The following is a 22,355-nucleotide window of genomic DNA, read 5'->3' on the forward strand; positions in this document are numbered from 1 at the left end:
ACTCAGCCTGGAGACGTAGTGAGTGAACTCTTTTTTGGGCGCCTAATCGGTGTGAGTGGCACTTTTGTGACAATTCTGAGTGTGAGTTCAGTCAATTTATTGTAAGTTTGAGTGTCATTAATTTGGCGTAGGTTACTGAAATTTATTGCCTTAACTAAAGGTTTATTAGATGATTCACGGGTCGGAAATATTGATGTGTCGAATTTTATCGGTAACTCACCGATGTTTAAGCGGGTGTTTTCATCCATTCAATGAGTGCATTGGTCACTGTGGAGGTTGGCTGATGTACGTCCTCAGGTGGTTCGAGCCGTTGATGCCACCACGTTGTGCAAGGCATTGATAAAACGTAATCAATGATATTTATCATTGGAAACCAACATTGTATGGAACTACATAAAAGTACATAAGAAGAGCCTTAACCATGCCAAAGCGTAGCAAAGAAGATACCGAAATCACCATCCAGACCATCATGGATGCGGTTGTCGAACAGTTATTGACCCTCGGCTATGACAAAATGTCATACACCACTCTGAGCCAGCAGACCGGTGTGTCACGTACTGGAATCAGCCACCATTTTCCCAAGAAAACCGATTTTGCTTCAGCACTGGACGGCCGTATGTTCAGCCTGTTTGTTGAGCATCTTGATTTTGATAATGGCCAAGAATCCTTTGTTTCAAGCTGGATGAAAGCGCTGGACAACTCAGAATTTGTTGCCATTCTTCGTCTGGTTTTCCAGCACGTCGTGATTGCTGAACGTGCACAGGAGTTCGCCTACAATGGCCTGGAACGTCTGTACAAACTGGCTGACGAAAAACTCGGCTCAGGCAGTGATGAAAAAGTCGAATGGTTGATTGGTAAATCTCTTATTACCATGAGTAAGTAATTCGCATGAGAACGTAAGCATCATCCAACGTCAGCATCATGAGAAAAGTAATCAAAAGGCCAGCATGAAGACATGCTGGCCTTTTGATTTTCAATACCAATAACGCTTACTTGGCAGGATAGACGACCGGAAAGGCCAGGGTCGGATGCGCAGCGATGACGGCCCGGAAACCATAAACCTGTTGTATGGTCTGTGTGGTGAGCGCCTGCCAGGGCGCGGCATCACACACCAGTTCACCTTCACTCAGCAGCAGCATACGATCAGCATATTGTGCAGCGAGGTTGAGATCATGCAGTACTACAATCACGGCGCACTGTTCTTCGGTTGCCAATTGACGGACGATTTGCAGCGTGTTGTGCTGATGAGCCAAATCCAGTGCCGAAGTGGGCTCGTCGAGCATTAAAATTTTCTGCGATCCGGCCTGATGAAGCTGGGTCAGCACCCGGGCTAAATGCAGGCGCTGTTTCTCTCCTCCGGACAACGATGGATACAGGCGGTGCGCGAGGTGGACGACATCGGTGACATGCATATAGTGTCTTGCCAGTTTGGTCACTTGTTGACGACTGACACTGAGCGGAATCGCCCCCAGCTCCACCACTTCCTGTGCGGTGAAGGCAAAGCTGAGGCTGCTCGACTGCGGCAGCAGACCAACATGGCGTGCCAGTTCACTTTTATCCCATTGTTGGCGGCGCTGACCAAATACCCGAATCTCTGCTTCGCTGGCCATCTCGCCACTCAGCAGCTTAAGCAGGGTGCTTTTACCGGCACCGTTGGGCCCCAGTAGCGCAATGACCTGGCCACAATCAATATCCACATTAAGATTATTCAGAATAACACGTTGCCCGAATTGAACGTGCAGCCCGCGGGCCTGAATGGCCGGAGTGCTCATCACGACAGTTTTCCTTTTTGTTGAAACAGTAGATAGAGAAAGAAGGGCGCTCCGATCAACGCGGTGACAATACCAATCGGCAGTTCAGTCGGAGCGATAATCTGGCGCGATACCATATCCGCGATGGTTAAGAGCAAAGCGCCGAGTAAGGCCGAAACCGGGACGAGGTTGCGGTGATCCGGGCCAACCAGCATACGCCCTAGATGAGGCACGACCAGGCCGACAAAACCTATCATGCCGACTGCACTAACGGTCACGCCGACACCAAGGGCAGACAGGACAATCATATTGCGTTTGAGACGTTCAACCTCAATGCCCAGATGACGAGCTTCTGACTCACCAAGCAGCAGCGCATTCAGCGCCAGGGTGTGGCGAGAGGCATAACTCAACAACAGCAGCAATGTCACCGCGCACAGCGCGATATTGGGCCAACTGGCCGCCGCAAATGAGCCCATCGACCAGAGGGACAGATCACGCAGCATTTGATCGTCGGCGACAAAGTTGAGGTAGCCCACGCCTGCTCCTGATAGCGCACTGATGGCAACACCGGCCAGCAGCATCATGGTGACCGAGGTGCCGGGGGAACTGGTGCCAAGGCGATAGACCAGAATAGTCGTCAGAGCTCCGCCGACAAATGCGAACAGAGGCAGCCCTAAAGTATTGAGCCAGGTTGGACTGCTGCTCAGGTTCGCCAGCATGACAATCGCGATGGCAGCCCCAAGCATGGCCCCCGCGGAAACACCGATAATACCTGGCTCTGCCAGCGGATTGCGGAACAATCCCTGCATCACGGTGCCACACAGGGCGAGAATAGCACCGACCAGCATACACAGCACCGTACGCGGAAAGCGGATTTGATGGATCACCATTTGCACATGGTTAGCCACATCACTGGAACTGAGCAGCAGGCTTTTCAGGCTATCGCTGACACTGATGGCCATCGGTCCGACTGTGATTGAATAGACCGCGCTGAATGTCACCAGCAATGTCAGCACCAGCGAGGTCCATGAAAGGGGGATCTGCCTTAACATTGTTGTGCTACTCCTGAGGGTACAAAATAGTTTGCAGACGCTGGGCTTCCTTCAGGCTGTTGAGGCCCAATCCGCCGACCAGTGCGTGCCCGTCAAGGGTAATGATCTGTTTGTTCTGGCCAGCCGGTGTTGCCGCCAGCAGAGGCAGAGATTGCAGAATCGCGTCCGGTCCGCCCAACTTGTCATAGCTGCGCCCGCTGACCAGGATGACATCGGGTTGCATCTGAACCAGAGCTTCCATCGACAGCGGTTTATAACTGCTCACTTCACCGGCTGCCGGATTGGTCGCGCCCGCCAGATTGATGATTTCGTCCGGTACTGTCTGGGTGCCGGCGACATTGGCGGCTCGTCCTTCATGAATCAGCAAAAACAGAACTTTTTTGCGTGCTGATTGTGGTGGCTGGTGGGCCGACAGGTGATCAAGAGTGTGTTGTACGGTTTGTTTGAGCTGGGTGGCATTGGCGGAATGCCCGGTCAGCGCGGCAATTTGATCGATACGCTGCATCAGCCCTTGTGGTGTGACATCGCTGTTAATCACGTCGACTTCAACACCGGCTGCGCGTAATTTGTTTAAGGTCGCCGGTGGCCCCATTTCATCTGAACCAATCAGACGGGTTGGTGCTAAAGATAGAATACCTTCGGCAGATAGCTGGCGATGATAACCGATTTTTGGCAGGGTCAGCATATCTGGCAGAGTACTGGTGACATCAACAGCAACCAACTCTTGCTGGGCGTTGAGAGCCAGCAGCAGTTCCGTGACGCTGGCACCTGCGCTGATAATACGTTGTTCGGCCTGTACGCTATAGGAGAGCAGGGAAAACAGAGTGGCGGCCAGCCAGGCTAAACGTGTGGTGACTTTCATGGCATATCTCATTTTTTGGTTTTGACAGAGAAACTCGGGTTATGTCCCCGTAGCACGACCGGTTGAAAAACCTCTTGCTGCGCAGCACGTGTGGTGTGTTTTACGGCGTTATGGTTCACTTTTACCGGTACGGCGCAAGTATTTAACAAAATGCAAATAAGATCAATTATCAATTGCATTCTCATTTGTGTCGATTTATGCTTTTGCCACTTCTGCACAATGCCTAGTACCTAATGCGTAAGTACAATGCAGGCAAAATGCAGATGGTCAGTTCTGGCCTGTGAATCAGGCAAACATAACGGTCTTGGTGCGCAGGCATCACAAGATCGTCAGCACAGCGGAAACCAACATGGAATCTTTAGCACAACAAGTCGCTCAACTGCTCGAGAGTGAGCCTTCTTTGTTGCCTGCGGCAATAGCCCAACAACTGAATGTTTCTGAGTATGAGGTGGTGAGTGTATTGCCGTCCGGTATGGCGACTATTTTGGATGGCGCACAAGCAGAGTCAGTGCTCACTGATTTGGCCGATTGGGGCCAGGTGACCACAATAGTTCATTCATTTGGATCTATTTTTGAAGTCAAAGCACCGTTGCCAAAAGGGAAAACGGCGCGCGGGTACTACAATTTAATGGGGCGGGAAGGGCAACTGCACGGCCATCTTAAGCTGGATTTGATTGCGCACATTGCTTTGGTCAGCAAACCGTTCAACGGGCGTGAGAGCCACTATTTTGGCTTTTTTACCGAGCAGGGTGACAGCGTATTTAAAGTGTACCTTGGCCGTGATGAGCAACGTCAACTGCTGGCGGATCAGGTCGCACGGTTTAAAGCATTACAACAAAAACAGTGATAGGTTCGGAGAAATATATGAATCAGCAAGTTAAGCAAGAAAGGTTGCAAGGAAGACTGGAGCCGGAAATTCAGGAGTTTCGGCAGGAACGCTGCACTTTGCAGCTGGCAACCGTAGATGGAGAGGGTAAACCGAATGTCAGTTACGCGCCATTCGTGCAGAACCAGGCAGGTTACTTTATTTTAATTTCTCATATTGCCCGCCACGCACGTAATCTCTCCGTCAATCCACAAGTTTCCATCATGATGATTGAAGATGAAGTGACGGCCAAACAGCTGTTTGCCCGTAAGCGTCTGACATTTGATGCTGTGGCTCAGGCGGTAGAACGTGACAGCGTGCTTTGGCTGCAAGTGATCGAGCAGATGGCTGAACGTTTTGGAGAGATCATCGATAACCTCAAACAACTGGACGATTTCACCCTCTACTGCCTGAAACCGGAACAAGGCCTGTTTGTGAAAGGATTCGGTCAGGCTTATCAGGTATCTGGTGATGATCTGGTCGATTTTGTTCACCTCGAACAAGGGCATCGAAAAATCGCCAATCAGTAATGTTATCAGTGAAAAGAAAGGCTGCAGGCGCAGCTTTTTTTGTGCCTGTACGCCAGTCCTGAGTGGGTGACGATGGCTTATTGCTGCGCCATAATGGCGCGACTCAGTCTGCATCATAATGAAGCAAGTGGACCGTTTTGTAACTTGTTTCATGGCACAGCATGGTGGCAGGTTTGTTTATCTCATATTTTTCAGTGCATTACGATAATACATTACGCACCGTTTTGGTGCTTTACCTGGTGTTTGCATCGGTTAACTGCACTCGGGTTGTGCAATGGGCCGGACGCAAGATACCTGACAAAAGACTAAATGACTGCAACGAGTGTCGTTTCATAGCGATCTGTTTTGTTTCAACATGTTAATCCAGAACAGTGTAATAATGTCTCATTTTTGGAACGAGCATTGCATTATCCAGATGAATAACAATAACATGGATGGTGAATTATGCAGTTAACGTTAGAGGAAAAGCGCTGGCTTCCTTGGTTTGGAACGACCGGTAAGTTGGCGATGCGCAAAGCCTGCTTTTTTAACCGCAGTCGCATCTCCTCTTTGCAACAGACTTTTGAAAATATTGCCAACACACGCGTGCAGATACTGACCACCTGGGCTGAAAATGAATGGTCATTTTTACAAGATGCTGCCTTGTATTTAGCCGGTAAACCGCGACACGAATACGGGGAAGCCTTACAAAGGCTACTTAAACGCAGCAGTGACTTTTCCGAACTTTTTCTGGTTTCCCCGCAGGGCATCATTTTTGAATCCACTTATCGGGCTCAGCAGGGAAAAAAGAGCGTTTCTGCCGCCGCACTTGAACTCGGATTAACACAACCTTTTTTGCATGGTCCTTATTGTGATGACGTCACCGAGGCTATCGGCGCCTCAAGCTCATCGTTTCACGATGAGGTGACGCTGATGTTTTATCAGCCGGTGAGCATGGACGGAGAAGTGATCGCCTGTTTATGTGGTCGGGTGCCTAATGATGTGATTGGTGATCTGATTCAACGGGAAGCGGGACATATCTACAGTGAATCGGGAGACAATTACCTGTTTATGGTGCAGTCGCATTTTGACCCATCGATAGCGCCCGGCGTCGCTTTATCCCGCTCCCGCTTTGAAGATAACCGTTTTTCTCATGGCGAAAACCTTAAAGACGGAGTGCATACTCGTTGGGGAACAGTCAAAGTACAGCGTCATACCGAGTTTGAAATCGTGTTTAATGATCCGGCGACCAGACAGCTCCATCCCGGGGTTCGGGAAACCATTCGCAACGGCCACAACCTGTATGTGGAATATCCCGGCTACTCCGATTACCGCCATATTCCTGTAATCGGCAAAGGAGTGACGTTTACTATGCCGGGATCTTTGGATCGCTGGGGAATGATGTGTGAATCCGATCTGGAAGAGGTCTACCGGCATCGCTCGTTGTCGCAAAAGTTGGATCAGCAGTTTGGGTTAAGTATTTTCGCACCGTTACTGTTGCCGTTTGCGATCAGCTATTGGTATCCGCTGGCGGAATGGCAATTGCTGGTGCTCTCACTGCTGATGGGCACGATTGCCGTTGGCTTGTTTCATCGCATGACCTCGCGCCCGATCGCGAATAATCTGGAAAGTATGACCCAGGTGATGCAGATTTTGGCTGAAGGGGATGGAAACCTGACCCGGCGACTGGATGCGAATCGTTTTAAAGCAGATGAAACCGGCGATCTCGGGCGCTGGACCAACAGCTTTATCGATAGTCTGGAGGCGATTATCAAAGAGTTGGTGTTTGCCAGCCGTGAAGTACAGAGTGTTTCCGGATCGATGCTGCGTCGCAGTCAATTGTTGTTATCCAGCAGCGACACTACCGCTACCTCGATTACCGATATGCTGGCGTTGGCGGGAATCCAAAGCCAGGAGATCAACCGAGCCAACGAAACCGCAACTGAAATGAACCTGCTGATGCAGGCAACCGTGGAAGCGGCGCAGCAGGACTATCAACAGGCAACGGAGAGCGCACAGCAGATCAAAGCGATTGTACAGTCGTCAGCTCAGACGGTGAACGAAGTGAATGACGAGATGCAGAAAATCGGTGGCATCGTGGATTTAATTACCGAGATTACCGCCCAAACGAATTTACTGGCACTCAATGCTGCCATTGAAGCTGCCCGGGCTGGTGAGCATGGGCGGGGATTTTCTGTCGTGGCAGATGAAGTACGGACATTGGCCAGCAAGACTGCACAGGCAGCCAACAATATCGGTGATTTAATGAAAGCATTGCACAACCAGTCACAGCGGGCAGTTCAGTCGATGCAGGAAGGGATCACCAATGTAGAAAACAGCACTCAGGTGGTGGACGATTCGGCCCGTAGCGAACAACTACACCACTCTGCCAGCGGACTATTTACCCTTATTCAGGGCATAGCCCGTAATAGCGAGGAACATCGTCAAACCGCAGACTCGGCCCAGCATACCGTGATTCAGTTACAGGAAGCCTCCTCGCAGCTTTCGCGTCGCACCACTCTGATGCAAAATTCGCTGCAGCGTCTGGATCAGTTAGTTGGTCGTTTCGAAGTCAGTAAAGCCTCCTGAGTACAGTGATAAGCCGGATGGAAACATCCGGCTTTTTTTGGCCTGTGTGCCGATGTCGGTATCGTACTTACTGTTCGTCAAAGCTTTGCTGCGGGGATTTAGTCTCCTTTTTCCACGGCACAGCCAACAAGGTAAAAATCCCGAGAGCGTAGAGCATCGACCAACCAAGGCAGATAAACACCGCGGTACAGAGGATAAGCGCGATACTGGAGAGAACTTTAGCTAAGCCGTTGAGTAGCTTAAATGCTGCAAACATCGCCAGCAGATAGACCAGAACAAAAATACCGTTAGCCAGTTTGAGGAACAGTTCCAGATCCAGCCCGGATAATTCCCTGACCCCGCAAAAAACCAGCAGCACTAAACCGACTATCCAGGTGGCTGTTGCGGGAACGCCGCGTGAGGAGAGCCGCGCCAGAGCACTCTTGGGACGATAGTCGCGCGCTTGTGCCCAAACCATGCGCGCCAGGCTTTGAGTATACAGATTAATACTGGCGAAGCAGGCGAGAAAACCAATCACACTGATAACGCTGGCCATCTGGCGACCAAACAGTTTATCGCTCAGCCACGGAATGGAGGCGCTGTCGAAGTGCGGGCTGCCATACGCCCCAAACTTAAGGATCACCGCTGAGCAAGCCCAGTAAGTGGCACCTGCGACGAAACATCCCACCAGAATGGCGAGCGGAAAATCTCGCTGCGGATTCTTAAATTCTTCCCCCATGTGGGCAAAGGCCTCGATGCCGACAAAACACCAGAACATCACGCCCAGCGCTGCGCCGATTGGCCATAGTGATGAGGCGTTTAAGGCTGGCATTACCAGATCTTTGCTGCCGATATCCCCGACCCAGAAAAATGCGGCAACCAGAGTAAAAATGCTGAGGGCAATCAGAGTCTGCAGTCTGCCAGATGACTTACTGCCTGCCAGATTGACCCCAATCAGCAAAGCAACAGTCAGGGTTTGGGCGATCAGCGGCGCATCCAATGGGGCCGGCAGTACGGGTTGCAGAAAACCGGCGGCGAGGGCAATAGCCGGTGGCACACCGACCGGAATAACACTCACGAATAACCAGGCCACCGCGCGCTCTAAACGAGGACTAAATGCCTGACGTACAAAATATGCGGTGCCGCCGGCATTCGGATAGCGTTTACCTAAAGCGGCGAAAGTGAGGGCAATCGGGCAGATAGCCACGAACAGAATCAGCCATGCCCAAAGAGAGAGATGACCTGCAATACCCGCCGCGATGGCCGGGATCATAAACAGACCAGTGCCCATTAATGTGGTGGAGAGTTGTCCGATACCGGATAATAAAGTGATATCTTGTCTGAGTTGCTGCACCGTGTCATTCCCTGAATTTTTTGTTATACCCAAGTCACCGGCCACTTAGTCGAAACCGTGCAGATCACTTGGGTGGAAGCCGCTAGAATACTCGGTTCATCAACAGGATGCAGCAGACAAAGCGCTCGGCTTGACCGTCAAAATGACGGTTTTTAGCGTCGGCAAAGTCACTTTGACGGTTGACTAAGCAAAAGGGGAAAAGCAACGGGTGGCCGGATGACGAAAATTGTGTCAAATTAACCACTAATCAACGGGATAAGTTGGCGGCGGCCTGTAGGCCGACCCAGGCGGAAATAATAACAATGGATAAATTTGATAACCAGATCATCACGTTACTGCAGCGCGACGCACGTATGTCAGTCAGTGATATCGCACGAGAAGTGAGTCTGTCCCGCTCGGCGGTGACGGCCCGAATCAAGAAGCTTGAACAAGATAACGTCATTCTGGGCTACCATGCGCAAATCGCCCACCCCGAACACCACAATAATGTCAGCGCCTACTTTGCGTTGAAATTTGATATGTCAGCGGATCTCTATTCGTGCGAAAAGTATGCCGAAAAGTTGTATCGTATCCGCGGGGTGAAATGGTGCCATGCGATCAGTGGGGAAACGGACCTGATGATTTATGTTGAAGCGCAAAGCATGACGCAGCTGAATGCGATTCGTGATGAGCTGCAGCAAAATCCTCAGTTGCGTAATCTCAGAACCCACACGGTACTAAAAGAGCTGTTTAACACCACTAAGCAGACGGAATTACCTTAAGTGTTGGCAAGCTTGGACGGCATGGCGGGACTGATGCTGACACTTTTCTCTGATTAATTATTGATAAGGAATTCTCTATGACCTTCACGGTTTGGCTTTCACTGTTTACCATTTGTATTTTAGGGGCGATGTCTCCCGGGCCAAGCCTGGCGATGGTGGCCAAACACAGTCTGGCGGGCGGGCGAAAAAACGGGTTGGCAACGGCCTGGGCCCATGCCTTTGGAATTGGCGTCTATGCGCTGATGACGATTGTTGGTTTGGCCGTGGTATTGCATCAGTCGCCTCTGGTGTTTAAATCCATTAGTTATGCGGGCGCTTTTTATCTGGCCTATCTGGGGTTTAATGCTTTGCGTTCGAAAGGGGGGGTGGCGGCTAAACTGGAGTCCGGCCAGACGGTCAGCGCCTGGCAGTCAGCGAAAGAAGGGCTGATGATTTCGTTACTGAGCCCGAAAATTGCACTGTTCTTTATCGCGTTGTTCAGTCAGTTTGTTGCGGTCGGTCATGACTGGGGCAGCAAAGCGGTGATAGTGGCAACGCCGCTGATTGTGGATGGGTTGTGGTACACCTTGATTACTTTCCTGCTTTCCAGCCCGCGTTTGCTCGATAAATTGCGCGCCAGGGCGGTTGCGATTGATCGCCTCTCCGGACTGGTGCTGATCGCCCTGGCGGTGCGTGTTATTCTTACCGTGTGAAGTTTTTTAGCGGCTGAAATAGTCTGGTCGTGGCGGACATTTTACCGGTGATAAAACGCCGACCCGTGACAAGCCGCTCATAATGAAAATTAACCTGGTGTAAAATTTAACAGGCCAGCAGTCATCACCGGCACAGCGTATTTATCGCTGCTGGTCGGTAATTTCTTCGAACTCACCTTCAATCACATTAGCGTTATTTTGCGCCGGATTAAACGGGCGACGCTTAAGCTGTTTCTCAATACGCTTGCCGGTGATAATCGCAACCAAGGTCAGCGGGATAGCCAATAACAGACCAAGCATGACGGCAAAAAAACCGGTCACCAGCGTCAGAGTGGTAACAATAAATCGCGACATAAGTGGCTCCTTTCTATTCATGAGTGGCCAGCATAACGCCGCCAAGATGAATTAAACATGAACGCCGATAATACTCTTATCTTGCGATGTTAGTGTGAATAAGCCAGTTCGGAAGACGCCACTTGCTGTACATCGCCATGCTGCGCCAGATAGTCCAGCCATAGTGGTTGTGGCAGCGGTTTTGAGAATAAATAACCCTGAATATAATCCACGCCTAACTGCTGGAGGATGGCAAGTTGCTCCTGAGTTTCCACGCCTTCGACAATGACGCGCATTTTCAGGCTCTCGGCTAACTGCAGCATGGAAATCAGCACGTTGTTCAAGTGGGGTTCATGGCCGAGGTTTTTCACAAAAACCTGATCAATTTTTAGAGTATCGAAGTGGAATTGACGCACAAAATTGAGGCCGGAATACCCGGTGCCAAAATCATCCACGAATAAACGCATACCTGAGTGGCTCAAGAGGCGAAAATTGCGGTCCACCATATTTTGCTCACTGTCGCTGAAATCACCATTTTCTGTGATTTCAAAAGCGATATTTTTGGCAAAACTGCTGTGGTTAATACAGCGTCCGATGATCTTATCGGTAAACTCCGTCGAGCAAATTAACTCGCGGGCAATATTGACACTGACATATTTATTCTGCATCAGATGCGGATAGTGCTCGTGTAATGCAGTGGCTTGATCGATAACAAAGTCGGTCAGTTGCTCGATAAAGCCCAATCTCTCCGCGAGGGGGATAAATATATTGGGAGGAATAAATCCCTGAGTCGGATGGTTCCAGCGCAGCAACGCTTCACAACCTGCAACGGAACGGTCAGAGCTTTTTACGATTGGCTGAAAATAGACTTCAAACTGTTTGGCTTCCAGCGCATGTAAAATAGAGCTCTCCAGACTTTTCTTCTGAATCACTATCTTGCGTTTATACAGATAGCAGGAGAGCAGAGAGAAGTAAATGCATAGCAGTACCCAGATTTTACTAAGTAAATAGCTAATATAGGTCTTAACGGTAAAGAAAAACTCTATTTGTAGCGGAAAGATGTCAGAATTGAAGACCATAGATTTAATATAGTCCTGATGGTTCTGGCCTAAAATGTGGTACTGGTAGACTTTAATATCGAATATCAGGTCTTCCTGATTAATGATGCCGTTAATCAATCGGGTCAGGTAACGCGGCGGAATCACCATGCTGATACCATTGAATTGATTGTCGGAGTAGATATATAAGATCGAATTTTGCTTAGTGATCGCTGTTCTGGTGAAAGCCAGTGTCTCATGAGTCGGAGAATGGATAATTCGATCGAAGATGGTGGAGTAGATCTGAACCTGTGAATAGCCTTCGGTACTGGTGCAGTATATCGTTGGCGATCCTTTAAACACGCCAATCTCTTTGGCGTAGTCAGACATAAACACCGTTTGTCTGAGCTCTGGAGCAAGTTGGCTACAACTTTGATCAGCACTGATTAGATTGAGTATGTGTTTGGTCTCTGTGCGGGTTTGTTCGAGAGCATTTTCGATATCTGCGATGGATTGCTTGCCAAGATGAGTGAATAGCCGTTCGCTGTTGTAGAGACAGAATATAGAAAAAATGATCAAAGATAGGCTGATCATAATAATTTGATGTCGTAGGGGCTGGTTATTTAACTTGCCCAGTAACGAACTGAACTTTGTTTGTGCTGAAAACATAGAGTTAATAAATCCATCACTGCGTACTCTACTTATGCGAAGAGTTATGCTGATATTGGCTAACAATGGATGTCAGTCAACAAATTGTCATTGCTGGAAAATTGACAGGCCACAGTATATACATCGAGATGATCTTATATCACTGAAACGCTGTCAATATGTAAAGCCATTTTCTCGCCTAAGTTGTTTTTCAAGTTTTGTCATTGTAATAAACAGTATTCAACAACCCTCTGACTATTGTTATGAATAACTAGTGAGGTCTCTGTCAAATAATTTGTTTTCAACATGATTTGGTATTTATTTTTATCTTTGGATCTGTTTCAACCAGGATGAACTGGCTAGATAAAATAAAACGCCCCGATGAAACGGGGCGTGTGACTTTAATAACGACCTTTAACCACTACCGACGTTATTTAGCATCCAGAGTCAGGTCTGCGCCGTTATCTTCTGTACGCAACCGGGTTTTGCTGTCAAGCAGGAAAACCCGCTCCGGCGCAACCATTGCTTCATCCACTAAATAGGTCTTAATCGATTTTGCCCGCTGTTCGGCCAGGTTCGCCAGCTGGCTATGGCTGATATTGACTGAGTTCACCAACTGGTTGTAGAGGCCCAGCATCAAGGTCGTGTCGATCTGCTCATCAGAAGGTGAATCCGTTTGCCCTTGCTTGAGTTGCTGCACGACCTTATCACGTTCATCGCCAAGGTCGAGATTCAGGTCAGATTCAGCCAGCGCAGTGACGGCATCCGCCAAAGGTTCGGACTGGGCGATATAGCTCGGACTGAAATCCGCTGGCAGGGTATTGAGTCCGCTCTGCTCCAGCATGCGCTGCTGGATATGCTGCTCGGCCATCGCACGGCTGTCATCTTGCTCATTCACGGCTGCAGCAATACTCAGCGTCAGTTGCGGACGTGAGGCCAGTGCCTGTGCCAGTTTATCCAGGCGCTGTTGCTCATCAGTGCTCAGAGAGGCGTCTCCTAACGCAAAGGTGACATGATCAAGTTCTTCATCCGAGCCGACCAGATTGGCCAGCAGAGAGAAAGGTGCGGTCACCGCTTTAACAACGATGTTGGACAAGGCTTTGAAAATAATGCTGCCAAAACTGAAGTCCGGATCATTCACGTCTCCTGAAACCTGAACGCCAAGGTCGATGACGCCGTTTCGGTCCTGCAACATGGCGAGCGCCAGTGAAACCGGCAGACTGGTGGCTAGCTTAGATTCGCTTGGTTTACCGAGCTTGAGTTGGTCGATGACCAAATGGTTGTCGCCTTTGAGTTGATTTTCTTCAAGTTGATAATTCAGCGCCAGCGACAGCTGCCCCTTATCGATGTAGTAACCGGCGTAGGTCCCTGAGTAAGGGTTGACCGAGGTCAGCTCGACGCTTTTAAAGATCAGGTTTAAATCCAGGTAAGGATTTGCAATCAATGGGTTAATTTCACCTTTGAGTGACACGGGGGCGTATTTGTCGATTTTACCGGCAATATCAACTTGAGCTGTCGTCCCTGGCGTGGACGACAGGTTGCGGACAGAACCATGCAGCAGCTCAATACCGGAGGCAAAATTCGGGGTCAGTGAGTTGTCAGCAAAATAGGCCGAACCGTTGCTGAACGTAATGGCTTTAACATCAACCGCAAATGCCGAGGAGTCCTGCTTGGCTGTTGTTGATGGGGCTGGATTCACCGTTGATGATTTGGCAGTTTCAGATCGGCTGTTAGCGTCCCTATTGACCACAATATCGCCAATGTTAGTGCGCTTATCTTTCGCGATCATCACCTTGGCATAGGGTGCATCAAAGGCGATGGTGTCGATTTGCAATGACTGCTTCTGAGCATCGAATATCATGCTATTGATGTTCATTTTTTGCCACTGAACCAGCGGCTGATTATGCAGGGTGTCTTTGACCAACAGATTGCTGATATCGGCGCTGCCTTGATAGATAGCACGGCCTCTGTTATCAGCACTGTAGTGGCCCTGAGTTGCCAGTTCTCCTTTGGTGAGATGCAGATTCACATAGGGTGCCAGGTAAGGCTGGACCTGGGTTAAATCCAGTCCGTTAATCGAGAGATCACCTTCTGCGCTGAGTTTGGCAGCATCAACCTTGCCTTTGGTGCTGAGCTCTCCGCGCGCATGTTGCGGGGCAGCGTTGTCGCCTGAGCTGACAGCCAGTGCGATGTCGTAATCGATAGGTTTAGCCAGATCACTTTGGATTGGGCCAGTGGTGACAGAGAGCGGGTAGATCCGCCAGAAAACGCCTTTGCTCTGCACACTCTCTTTAATATTTACATCGGTATCTGTCATGGCAAAGCGTGCCAGTTTGACCAGCCAGGGCGCAGAAGTGGTGCTGGTGTCTGTGGCCGCTTGTTGTTCAGCACTGGTTTGACTCTGTTCATTATTGGCTGTCGGAGACGTGGCTGTCTTCTTAGTGGTAAATAGCTGGGCGAGATCCAGACCCTGTGCTGATGCTTCACCTTCAACCCACAGTCCTTTGAGCTTTATCGCATCAACGTCAATCTGCTGGTGATCGCCGTTAACCCGTACGTTTTGCACATCAAGGCTTGGCAGTTTGATTTTAGCCTGGCTTTGATCGCTCACCACCAGATGTTTGAGTTGGAGCTGGCCTTGCGTGACCTGATAGTGGAAGTTGTGATCTCGTTCGCCGGCACTGAACTGAGCGGACAGGTTGATCGCTCCGCCAGTGACGGCGGCCTGCATTTGGTCTGCAGTAAATGGCCAGAAAGGTTTAAGCGTGACCGATTTGAGTTCAAGTGTGCCATCTATTTTAAACGGCCTTAACTGGAACTGGCCATTTAAAGCCAGCTGGCCTTTATCTGCGCCTTCAAGCATCAGCGAATATTGGTTGCTGACAACTGCCGCACCGTGCTTGTCAGCCTTGTGTGCTGCGACTGGCTGACTGATAGCACGGCTGTCGAAGTGGTTTAGGTTGAGATTAAGGCCGGCATAGCTGAGATCCGCGCCGGTAAGGTTGTCATGAAAACGGACCTGACCGTCTGAAATATTGAGACGTTGTACCCGGATGGCCGGGAGTGCTCCTGGCTGTCCGGCCGTTTCAGTTGCGACCGTTGCCGTACTGGCATTACTTGCCAGAGTGTCAAGTATATCGCTGAAATTGAAGCGGGTCTGGTTATCGTCTGCCAGACGTTGTAGCACAATCTGCGGCGAACTCAAGGTTATATGGTCAACAGTTGGAGTCAGCGCAAACAGGCTTTGCCAGAAATTGAACTCCAGTTCGAGTTCATCAAAGCGGGTAAAGCTATCGTTGCCATTGGCTTCCTGAATGGAAAATCCTTCAATGCGTGCTCTGAGCACGAACGGGTTAATGCTCACCTTGTGCACATTCACATGGCGTCCAAGCTGTTCACTTAACAGCTCAGGAGTTTTGGCTTCAATCAGCGCCGGGATGATTGCACCCAAGGTGACAGCATAGAAGGCGTAAGCAGACAAAGCATAGGTTGAATAACGCAATAAGCGCGGTGCTTTCTTAAAACGTAGTAAAGCAGGTGACAGTGGATTTGGCATAGCAGGCGAAGGTCCGGTTAAACATCAATGCGAAGACTCAATGTTATACGGATGGCTGTCATCATGCTACTCAAGGTACTTAATTCCGACGGAAAATTCTCAATAAAAAATCAGGTTTTACAGCTGGTTAACCGATGGCGCAAAAAAAGCCGCCCACATCAGGAAGGGCGGCAAGTACGGGGGATACCGTCAGAGGAGAGTGAAGCAGAGGGACTTACTGGTTCACCGCCATCCTCAGGATGAATTGTTATTATGTTGTGGAGACGAATATGTTTTCAGATGAATAGCTTACACCTGAGGATAGGTTTTGTAGCGTACACCCATCATCTGTTCCATGCAGTGCACTACCTGGCAGCTGTAGCCGAATTCGTTGTCGTACCATACATACAGGACACAACGATTACCCTGAGCGATGGTTGCTGCGCCGTCAACAACGCCGGCATAGCGTGAACCAACCAGGTCGGTGGAGACAATTTCGGTCGACTCTGTGTAGTCAATTTGTGCGGCGAGTTTTGAGTTCAGAGCCACGTCGCGCAGATAAGCATTTAGCTGTTCTTTATCGGTTTCTTTTGCAAGATTGAGATTTGCGACCGCCATGGATACATTTGGTGTCGGGACACGAATCGAGTTACCCGTTAGCTTACCCGCCAGTTCAGGCAGGGCTTTAGACACGGCTTTTGCTGCTCCGGTTGAGGTCAGTACCATGTTCAGCGATGCTGAACGGCCACGACGCTCACCTTTGTGGAAATTATCAATCAGGTTCTGGTCGTTGGTAAATGAGTGAACGGTTTCAATATGGCCGGATACCACACCATACTTATCGTTCATTGCTTTCAGCACCGGTGTAATGGCATTCGTGGTGCAGCTGGCTGCAGAAATGATGGTATCTTGCGGGGCAATGACAGATTCATTGACACCGAATACGATGTTTTTGATGTCGCCTTTACCCGGTGCCGTCAACAGTACTTTGGCTGCACCTTGTGAATCCAGATGCTGGCCCAGACCTTCTGCATCACGCCACACACCGGTATTATCGACCACCAGAGCATTGTGAATACCATAATGGGTATAGTCGACATCGGCCGGGGAGTTGGCGTAAATAACCTGGATATAGTTACCATTGACGATCAGTGCTTTGTTCTCATCATCAATCACGATGCTGCCATTGAACTGGCCATGTACTGAGTCTCGGCGTAGCAGACTGGCGCGTTTCTCCAGATCGCCCTCTTTACCGCCTCGCACGACAATAGCGCGCAGACGCAACGGGTAGCCAGGGCCACTTTTCTCAATCAGTAAACGCGCCAGCAGGCGGCCGATGCGACCAAAACCATACAGAACCACATCTTTTGGCTCGTTCATCACCGCGCCGTTCAATGCTTGTTGCAGTTCAGTGGCGAGGAAATCGTCCAGACCATGCGTATCATTATGAGTTTGCCAGAACCGGTGAGCGAGTTGGCCAATATCAATCCGGCTCGGGGAAAGAGCCATCTGGGTCAACTTTTCAACGATTGGCATGGTTTGTTGTAGTGACAGCGCTTCGCCAGTGTAGCGGCGCGCGATGCGATGAGTTTTGATGATGTCGATGGTGGCGGCGTTGATCAGGGTTTTGCCAAACAGGATGATTTCCACCCCTTTGTTACGATAAAGCTGGGCAATCAGGGGGGACATTGATTCAGCAATCGTCTGGCTGGCCTGCCAGTCTTGGAGGTGTTTCTCTGGACTCATTTTTACTCGGGACCTTTTCACGTTTTGTTGAGCTTTACGTTGGCCTGTAGGGGGACAAACGTCAGCAATTTCTACCCACAGTTTTTACTGTGTTTGGTATCGGGGGAGCTTGTTGTTTTTGTGTGGTCAGATTGTAAAGGTCGAAGGGTTATTCTGCTAGTAAAAATAATGGCCAGATTTTAAGCTTATATTTGTACATAAATTAGTGAATTTAGTTGCCTTGATCGGTATTTATGCGTATTGACTTTAACAAAACACACAACTTATTTTGTGGTAATTTAGTTTCATATCTACACTTTTTACTCTCATTGCAGCTTTCATTTCATAAAACTGTAATTTATGTCGCATAACCCCCTTAAAAAGTAAACGAGATAGCGGCTGAAAAAACCTGTACCTCGGTTTCTATGTCACCCATTGGATTCTGGATGCGGGTGAAGTGACCATTGATCATATTTTCTTGACTGGTGATGTATTGCCACTCCGCGTTAAGCGCCACATTAGCGGTAATGTTGTAGCGTAACCCGAGCAGATAGGATTCATTATGGTTGAGTTTACGCCGCTGTCCGTACTGAACATAAGGCTGCCACGGGCCGAACTGGCGAGCGACTCCCAGATACCAGTTGGCATAGAGCGTGCGGTCGTAAATGAACTCTGAGAAAACGTGATAATGTGCGAGTGAGTAATTGATGCCGAATGCGAACAGGTCGAGATCATAATGGTCAATGTTAGTGTTGTAGGCAGCAAGATTGGCTTCGCTGGTGATGTAGGTCAAACGATACTGATTCTCTTCCTGATACCAGTCGGCGGTAAAGCCGAAAGCAGCATCCGCAGCCAGGGTATAATTGGTGTCATATAAGCGGTAATCGTTGTCACCGGGGACGGCCATAAAGGTCGACAGCCGCAATTGTGACGCGTCACTGACCGCTTTATTCCACTCAAATGATGCTCCGTCATAGTGGGTGATACCGAGCAGGCTGTCATAGACATCGTGCGCCGGACGAATCCACGGATACGCGACAGAAACGTAGTTGTATTCAGACATCATGAACAACGGCAGCCGCAGCCGTCCGACTTTAGCGCTGTATGCTCCCCATGCCGACTCAACATAAGCCCATTCCAGCTCCGGATCGGACAGATGATCCTGTGGTCGCTTAACCGCCTGCACTGAGGCCCGCCAGCGGTTGTTGATGAGCCAGTCGAGCTGCAAGCCGAGCGTTGTGTCGCAATCAAAGCACCAGGCGTCGGCGATTTCTCGATGGACAAAAACCGGCACTTTACTGTCGGAGCGTGTGGCGGACAGGGTGCCAAAACCGCTGAGTCTCAGTTGTTCACCGAGATGAATCTGTGCTGATACCACGGGTGACAAAAGGATTATGCCGAGGAGTGTTGACGCTGTTTTCATAGTGGTTCCTCACTATCAAAGACATAGAGGACAGACAGCTCTTCCCTAAGCCAGGAAACAGGAATATAGGCGATGCCATTCTTATTATGATTGAGCCAGTTAGTCACAGACTGCGGGTTATTCTCCGCCACTTCGGACGGCGCCCGGTTGCGGCCGGAGAACGTCTGGCGGGCCCAGATAGCCTGCATCTGAGCCGGACTTTTGCCCAGTAAGGTGTAATAAAAGCGGTTGCGCAGAGCTGAGCCTTGGGTCAGATCAAGTAATACAATATTGACGTTATCGATATGGCTGACATGACCGCGGTAGATCATTTTGACCTGGCTGCTTTTCAGCTTAGGGAGGGCCTTGTTCAGCGTGACGATGGCATAGCTTTCGGCAAGTGCGCAGGCACTGCACAGCAGCAAACAACACGACAGAAGAAATCGGATTCGCTTCACTAAAATGTCTTTCCTTGACCTAACTGACTCAACGTTATTGAAATTATCGGCGCAAACACAGGGAAGAGTGACTATGTTTAACTGTAGGCTAGGTCTTCTCTTTATCAAGGTGCGGCAATGTTTATTGTTAATCGCTTCTCAATAAAAGCGCGGCTGGTGCTTTTGTGCTTATTACCTATGGTGGTAATAGCTTGGGGAACGTGGACGCTATTTAGTCAGTTTCAGTCCCAGTTATTGTCTTATCAAAGTTCGACCCAGAAAGTGACTGCGCTCAATTATGTTGCCAATGCCACGCACTCGTTTTATCACCTATTAAGTCGTCGGCTGAACGATGACCCGCTGGATTTCTACATTGAACAGTTGGAGTCAGAGCTTAGCCAACTGAGTGAATTTTTTGCTCCTTCAGTGACCCGGCTGGTGGCGGCAAATTCCGATCTGTTAATTCGCAATAATATTGCAGAACTGAGAAGTATGGCGCAGGAGGTTCGGACGGCGCCACTCGAAGATGTCAGACAATATGGCACCTGGGGTTTTGATTTAATTTATGAGCTCAATCTCGAAATTCAGAAAACCATTAATCACGACGCTCCGGCAGAGATCCATCATTTAGATACGATTTATGATGAACTCAGTTGGTTTCTGTACTGGATGCAACGTGAAGCCTGGTTTCTACGCGATTTAGCGCGTTCGGAAACGCTGACCAAACAGCAGGTTGGGAAATATTTGCGCATCGCGGAAAATGAACAATTGTATCTGGAGCGCTTTATCGACTCCGGGGCCAGCTCAGTACAGTTGGAACAGATAGTCAAATTGTTTGCTCAGCAGGACTTTAGACAAGGGGCATTAGTGCGGGAAAAAATTCTGCAGCAGGATGTCTCCCCATCTGAGCTGGCCGGTTATGTAAAAACCCTGGATAATCGCCATGCATCGATTCAGAAGCTGTTTGTCGGTTTCTCCGATCATCTCGCCGCGCAGATCGCTCATCGCTCCCAGCAGGATCAGCAGCGTATCATTCTGGTCAGTGTGGTGGTGTTTCTGGTATTTATGTTGCTGTTGTTCCTCGGACTCGGTACTTTCTATCGTATTTCTACCAAGCTGAACCGTATCCTCGATACTATGTGGCGGATGCAGGACAAACGGGATCAGGTTCAGTTGATTGACATTGATGGTAATGATGAGTTTTCCGACTTCGCCACCAATCTCAATCACATCATCGAAGAAGTTCAACTGCATGAAGCTTCTCTGATTCAGGCCAAAGAGGACGCGATTGCGGCTAACCGGGCCAAAAGTTCTTTTCTGGCGAATATGTCCCATGAAATCCGTACTCCGCTCAACGGTATTATTGGTATGACCGAAGTGTTGGGAACGTCGGGGTTGACGGCTAACCAGCAAGATATCTTATCTGACATTGATAGCTCTTCTCAGGCGTTACTCATATTGCTGAATGATATTCTCGATTTGTCCAAAATTGAGGCCGGCAGTCTGACGCTCACCTCTAATCCGTTTAACTTTGCTGAGCTGGTGTATGACACGGTAAACCTGGTGAATCTGCGTGCTGTGACGCAACACGATGAGCTGTCTATACAGCTCGATCCTGCCTTGCCTTTGTTGGTTGTCGCGGATGAATTCAGGGTCAAGCAGATCCTGATGAACCTGCTGTCCAATGCGGTGAAATTCACCAAAGATGGAGAAATAAGCGTTGAAGTCAATTTTCTTGCCGAGGGTACACCGCAAATCCGCTGCAGTGTCACGGACAGCGGGCGTGGTATCGCGAAAGACAAGCTGACGACTATTTTTGCTCCATTCACGCAGGAAGACGACAGTATTACCCGCCATTTTGGCGGCACGGGGCTGGGCTTGGCGATCTGTAAGCAGTTGATTGAAATGATGCGAGGTACATTATCGGTCAACTCGACCAAAGGGTTGGGCAGTAAATTTGAGTTTATCATTCCAGTAGCGTTGCCGGACGAGCAGCCTGAACCGGTTCAGTGCTTGCAGTTCTCGCTACTGGTGGCAAATGGCACCTCATATGTTGCAGCGATTCGCCGCGAGTACCAGCGCCTGGGAACCGAGTGGGCAGAAGCTCAGACAGTGGCTGACCTGACAATGATGGAATTCAGTAAGCCGGTCAGTCATGTGGTCTATTGTCAAAGTCTGACTCAGCGTAGTGAGGGCGATATTGCGTTGTTGCGGCAACGTTTTCCGCACGCCAGTATTATTTTCTGTCAACATCACCTGTTCACCCATCGCAGTCAGGTGGATAACGTGGATGGTTGGGTTACGCTGCCTTTTCTCGGCACTCGTTTTGAACGTCTTCTTGCCAATCAATCCGATGTCGCACCGGGGGCAGTAGATAGAACGGTACTTGAACAAAGTCCTGCCGCTGAGCCAAGCTCAAGTTGCATCCTGATTGTGGAAGACAACCTGATGAATCAGAAAATCGCGACTTTCTTTCTTGAGAAAGCCGGCCTGAGCTATGTGATTGTCAGCAATGGTCAGGAAGCCGTGGATGCCGTCACCCAGGGCGGTAGATTTGCGGCCATTTTGATGGACTGCATGATGCCTGTGATGGATGGATTTACTGCCACACGCCGGATCCGTCAGTGGGAAGAAGAGAATGGTATGGCCAACACACCGATTATCGCCCTGACAGCCAGTGTCCTTGATGAAGACATTGCGCACTGCTTTGAAGCGGGGATGGATGCTTATTTGCCCAAACCTTATAAGTCTAAACAGCTATTTGATATCTTTAACGAACTCGAAGTGGCTTAGTTGCTTGTAGTGGTTTAGTTACTTGTAGTGG

At 49.5% G+C, this 22,355-nt stretch carries 17 protein-coding genes; 7 read left to right on the forward strand and 10 right to left on the reverse strand.

The window, feature by feature from the left end; all coding sequences use genetic code 11:
• Window positions 1-421: 421 nt before the first annotated feature.
• A complete protein-coding gene (locus E6C74_RS06165) occupies window positions 422-883 on the forward strand; it encodes a TetR family transcriptional regulator (protein WP_136483817.1) in 462 nt (153 codons plus the stop codon).
• Window positions 884-989: 106 nt separating this feature from the next.
• On the opposite strand, the gene E6C74_RS06170 is transcribed toward E6C74_RS06165, so the two are convergent.
• From E6C74_RS06170 to E6C74_RS06180, 3 genes are read right to left on the reverse strand one after another with little or no spacing between them, the layout of a single operon-like run.
• Window positions 990-1,772 carry a heme ABC transporter ATP-binding protein gene (locus E6C74_RS06170; protein WP_136484003.1) on the reverse strand — a complete coding sequence of 261 codons (783 nt, stop codon included), beginning with the start codon at window positions 1,770-1,772 and terminating at the stop codon, window positions 990-992.
• Window positions 1,772-2,803 carry an iron ABC transporter permease gene (locus E6C74_RS06175; RefSeq protein WP_136483818.1) on the reverse strand — a complete coding sequence of 344 codons (1,032 nt, stop codon included), beginning with the start codon at window positions 2,801-2,803 and terminating at the stop codon, window positions 1,772-1,774. Before E6C74_RS06175 ends, E6C74_RS06170 begins: the two co-directional genes overlap by 1 nt.
• 7 nt (window positions 2,804-2,810) lie before the next feature.
• Window positions 2,811-3,665, reverse strand: a complete 855-nt coding sequence (locus E6C74_RS06180; protein ID WP_136483819.1) for an ABC transporter substrate-binding protein — start codon at window positions 3,663-3,665, stop codon at window positions 2,811-2,813.
• 349 nt (window positions 3,666-4,014) lie between these two features.
• On the opposite strand from E6C74_RS06180, the gene hutX reads away from it, so the two are divergent.
• The 3 genes from hutX (at window position 4,015) to E6C74_RS06195 (ending at window position 7,628) form a co-directional block, all read left to right on the forward strand.
• Window positions 4,015-4,512 (forward strand): heme utilization cystosolic carrier protein HutX, encoded by a 498-nt coding sequence (gene hutX / locus E6C74_RS06185; RefSeq protein WP_136483820.1) that lies wholly within the window; start codon window positions 4,015-4,017, stop codon window positions 4,510-4,512.
• Window positions 4,513-4,529: 17 nt separating this feature from the next.
• On the forward strand, window positions 4,530-5,060 hold the full coding sequence (gene hutZ / locus E6C74_RS06190) for a heme utilization protein HutZ (protein WP_136483821.1): 531 nt from the start codon (window positions 4,530-4,532) through the stop codon (window positions 5,058-5,060).
• 444 nt (window positions 5,061-5,504) lie between these two features.
• Window positions 5,505-7,628, forward strand: a complete 2,124-nt coding sequence (locus E6C74_RS06195; protein ID WP_136483822.1) for a methyl-accepting chemotaxis protein — start codon at window positions 5,505-5,507, stop codon at window positions 7,626-7,628.
• A 67-nt stretch (window positions 7,629-7,695) separates the two neighbouring features.
• On the opposite strand, the gene yjeH is transcribed toward E6C74_RS06195, so the two are convergent.
• Window positions 7,696-8,961 (reverse strand): L-methionine/branched-chain amino acid transporter, encoded by a 1,266-nt coding sequence (yjeH, locus tag E6C74_RS06200; RefSeq protein WP_136483823.1) that lies wholly within the window; start codon window positions 8,959-8,961, stop codon window positions 7,696-7,698.
• Between the two features lie 302 nt (window positions 8,962-9,263).
• Here yjeH and E6C74_RS06205 point away from each other — a divergent pair, with 302 nt between their 5' ends.
• Window positions 9,264-9,722 carry an Lrp/AsnC family transcriptional regulator gene (locus tag E6C74_RS06205; RefSeq protein ID WP_136483824.1) on the forward strand — a complete coding sequence of 153 codons (459 nt, stop codon included), beginning with the start codon at window positions 9,264-9,266 and terminating at the stop codon, window positions 9,720-9,722.
• Window positions 9,723-9,799: 77 nt separating this feature from the next.
• Window positions 9,800-10,414, forward strand: coding sequence for a LysE family translocator (locus E6C74_RS06210; RefSeq protein ID WP_136483825.1), 615 nt, complete (start codon window positions 9,800-9,802; stop codon window positions 10,412-10,414).
• Between the two features lie 141 nt (window positions 10,415-10,555).
• Here the strand turns inward: E6C74_RS06210 and E6C74_RS06215 are convergent, their stop codons facing one another.
• The 6 genes from E6C74_RS06215 to E6C74_RS06240 form a co-directional block, all read right to left on the reverse strand.
• Window positions 10,556-10,768, reverse strand: coding sequence for a hypothetical protein (locus E6C74_RS06215; protein WP_136483826.1), 213 nt, complete (start codon window positions 10,766-10,768; stop codon window positions 10,556-10,558).
• Window positions 10,769-10,857: 89 nt separating this feature from the next.
• Window positions 10,858-12,378: an EAL domain-containing protein gene (locus E6C74_RS06220; RefSeq protein WP_136483827.1), complete on the reverse strand. Its 1,521-nt coding sequence runs from the start codon at window positions 12,376-12,378 to the stop codon at window positions 10,858-10,860.
• A gap of 484 nt (window positions 12,379-12,862) precedes the next feature.
• Entirely contained in the window at window positions 12,863-15,988 is a 3,126-nt protein-coding gene (locus E6C74_RS06225; protein ID WP_136483828.1) for a DUF748 domain-containing protein, read from the reverse strand.
• A gap of 288 nt (window positions 15,989-16,276) precedes the next feature.
• Window positions 16,277-17,713 carry a glyceraldehyde-3-phosphate dehydrogenase gene (locus E6C74_RS06230; protein WP_136483829.1) on the reverse strand — a complete coding sequence of 479 codons (1,437 nt, stop codon included), beginning with the start codon at window positions 17,711-17,713 and terminating at the stop codon, window positions 16,277-16,279.
• Between the two features lie 355 nt (window positions 17,714-18,068).
• Window positions 18,069-19,115 carry a porin gene (locus E6C74_RS06235; RefSeq protein ID WP_136483830.1) on the reverse strand — a complete coding sequence of 349 codons (1,047 nt, stop codon included), beginning with the start codon at window positions 19,113-19,115 and terminating at the stop codon, window positions 18,069-18,071.
• A complete protein-coding gene (locus E6C74_RS06240; RefSeq protein ID WP_240798134.1) occupies window positions 19,112-19,552 on the reverse strand; it encodes a hypothetical protein in 441 nt (146 codons plus the stop codon). Before E6C74_RS06240 ends, E6C74_RS06235 begins: the two co-directional genes overlap by 4 nt.
• 117 nt (window positions 19,553-19,669) lie before the next feature.
• Here E6C74_RS06240 and E6C74_RS06245 point away from each other — a divergent pair, with 117 nt between their 5' ends.
• Window positions 19,670-22,324, forward strand: coding sequence for an ATP-binding protein (locus E6C74_RS06245; protein WP_136483831.1), 2,655 nt, complete (start codon window positions 19,670-19,672; stop codon window positions 22,322-22,324).
• Window positions 22,325-22,355: the final 31 nt, after the last annotated feature.

Source organism: Vibrio sp. H11 (genome assembly GCF_004804295.1).
In the GTDB taxonomy this organism is placed as follows: domain Bacteria; phylum Pseudomonadota; class Gammaproteobacteria; order Enterobacterales; family Vibrionaceae; genus Vibrio; species Vibrio ostreae.

What these genes read in the sequence shown, in the direction of transcription:
- E6C74_RS06210 (WP_136483825.1), top strand. Translation starts at nt 9,800, where the DNA reads ATGACCTTCACGGTTTGGCTTTCACTGTTTACCATTTGTATTTTAGGG.
- E6C74_RS06230 (WP_136483829.1), bottom strand. Translation starts at nt 17,713, where the DNA reads ATGAGTCCAGAGAAACACCTCCAAGACTGGCAGGCCAGCCAGACGATT.
- E6C74_RS06165 (WP_136483817.1), top strand. Translation starts at nt 422, where the DNA reads ATGCCAAAGCGTAGCAAAGAAGATACCGAAATCACCATCCAGACCATC.
- E6C74_RS06205 (WP_136483824.1), top strand. Translation starts at nt 9,264, where the DNA reads ATGGATAAATTTGATAACCAGATCATCACGTTACTGCAGCGCGACGCA.
- hutZ (WP_136483821.1), top strand. Translation starts at nt 4,530, where the DNA reads ATGAATCAGCAAGTTAAGCAAGAAAGGTTGCAAGGAAGACTGGAGCCG.
- E6C74_RS06225 (WP_136483828.1), bottom strand. Translation starts at nt 15,988, where the DNA reads ATGCCAAATCCACTGTCACCTGCTTTACTACGTTTTAAGAAAGCACCG.
- E6C74_RS06195 (WP_136483822.1), top strand. Translation starts at nt 5,505, where the DNA reads ATGCAGTTAACGTTAGAGGAAAAGCGCTGGCTTCCTTGGTTTGGAACG.
- E6C74_RS06180 (WP_136483819.1), bottom strand. Translation starts at nt 3,665, where the DNA reads ATGAAAGTCACCACACGTTTAGCCTGGCTGGCCGCCACTCTGTTTTCC.
- E6C74_RS06245 (WP_136483831.1), top strand. Translation starts at nt 19,670, where the DNA reads ATGTTTATTGTTAATCGCTTCTCAATAAAAGCGCGGCTGGTGCTTTTG.
- E6C74_RS06220 (WP_136483827.1), bottom strand. Translation starts at nt 12,378, where the DNA reads ATGATCAGCCTATCTTTGATCATTTTTTCTATATTCTGTCTCTACAAC.
- E6C74_RS06170 (WP_136484003.1), bottom strand. Translation starts at nt 1,772, where the DNA reads ATGAGCACTCCGGCCATTCAGGCCCGCGGGCTGCACGTTCAATTCGGG.
- hutX (WP_136483820.1), top strand. Translation starts at nt 4,015, where the DNA reads ATGGAATCTTTAGCACAACAAGTCGCTCAACTGCTCGAGAGTGAGCCT.
- E6C74_RS06235 (WP_136483830.1), bottom strand. Translation starts at nt 19,115, where the DNA reads ATGAAAACAGCGTCAACACTCCTCGGCATAATCCTTTTGTCACCCGTG.
- E6C74_RS06175 (WP_136483818.1), bottom strand. Translation starts at nt 2,803, where the DNA reads ATGTTAAGGCAGATCCCCCTTTCATGGACCTCGCTGGTGCTGACATTG.
- E6C74_RS06215 (WP_136483826.1), bottom strand. Translation starts at nt 10,768, where the DNA reads ATGTCGCGATTTATTGTTACCACTCTGACGCTGGTGACCGGTTTTTTT.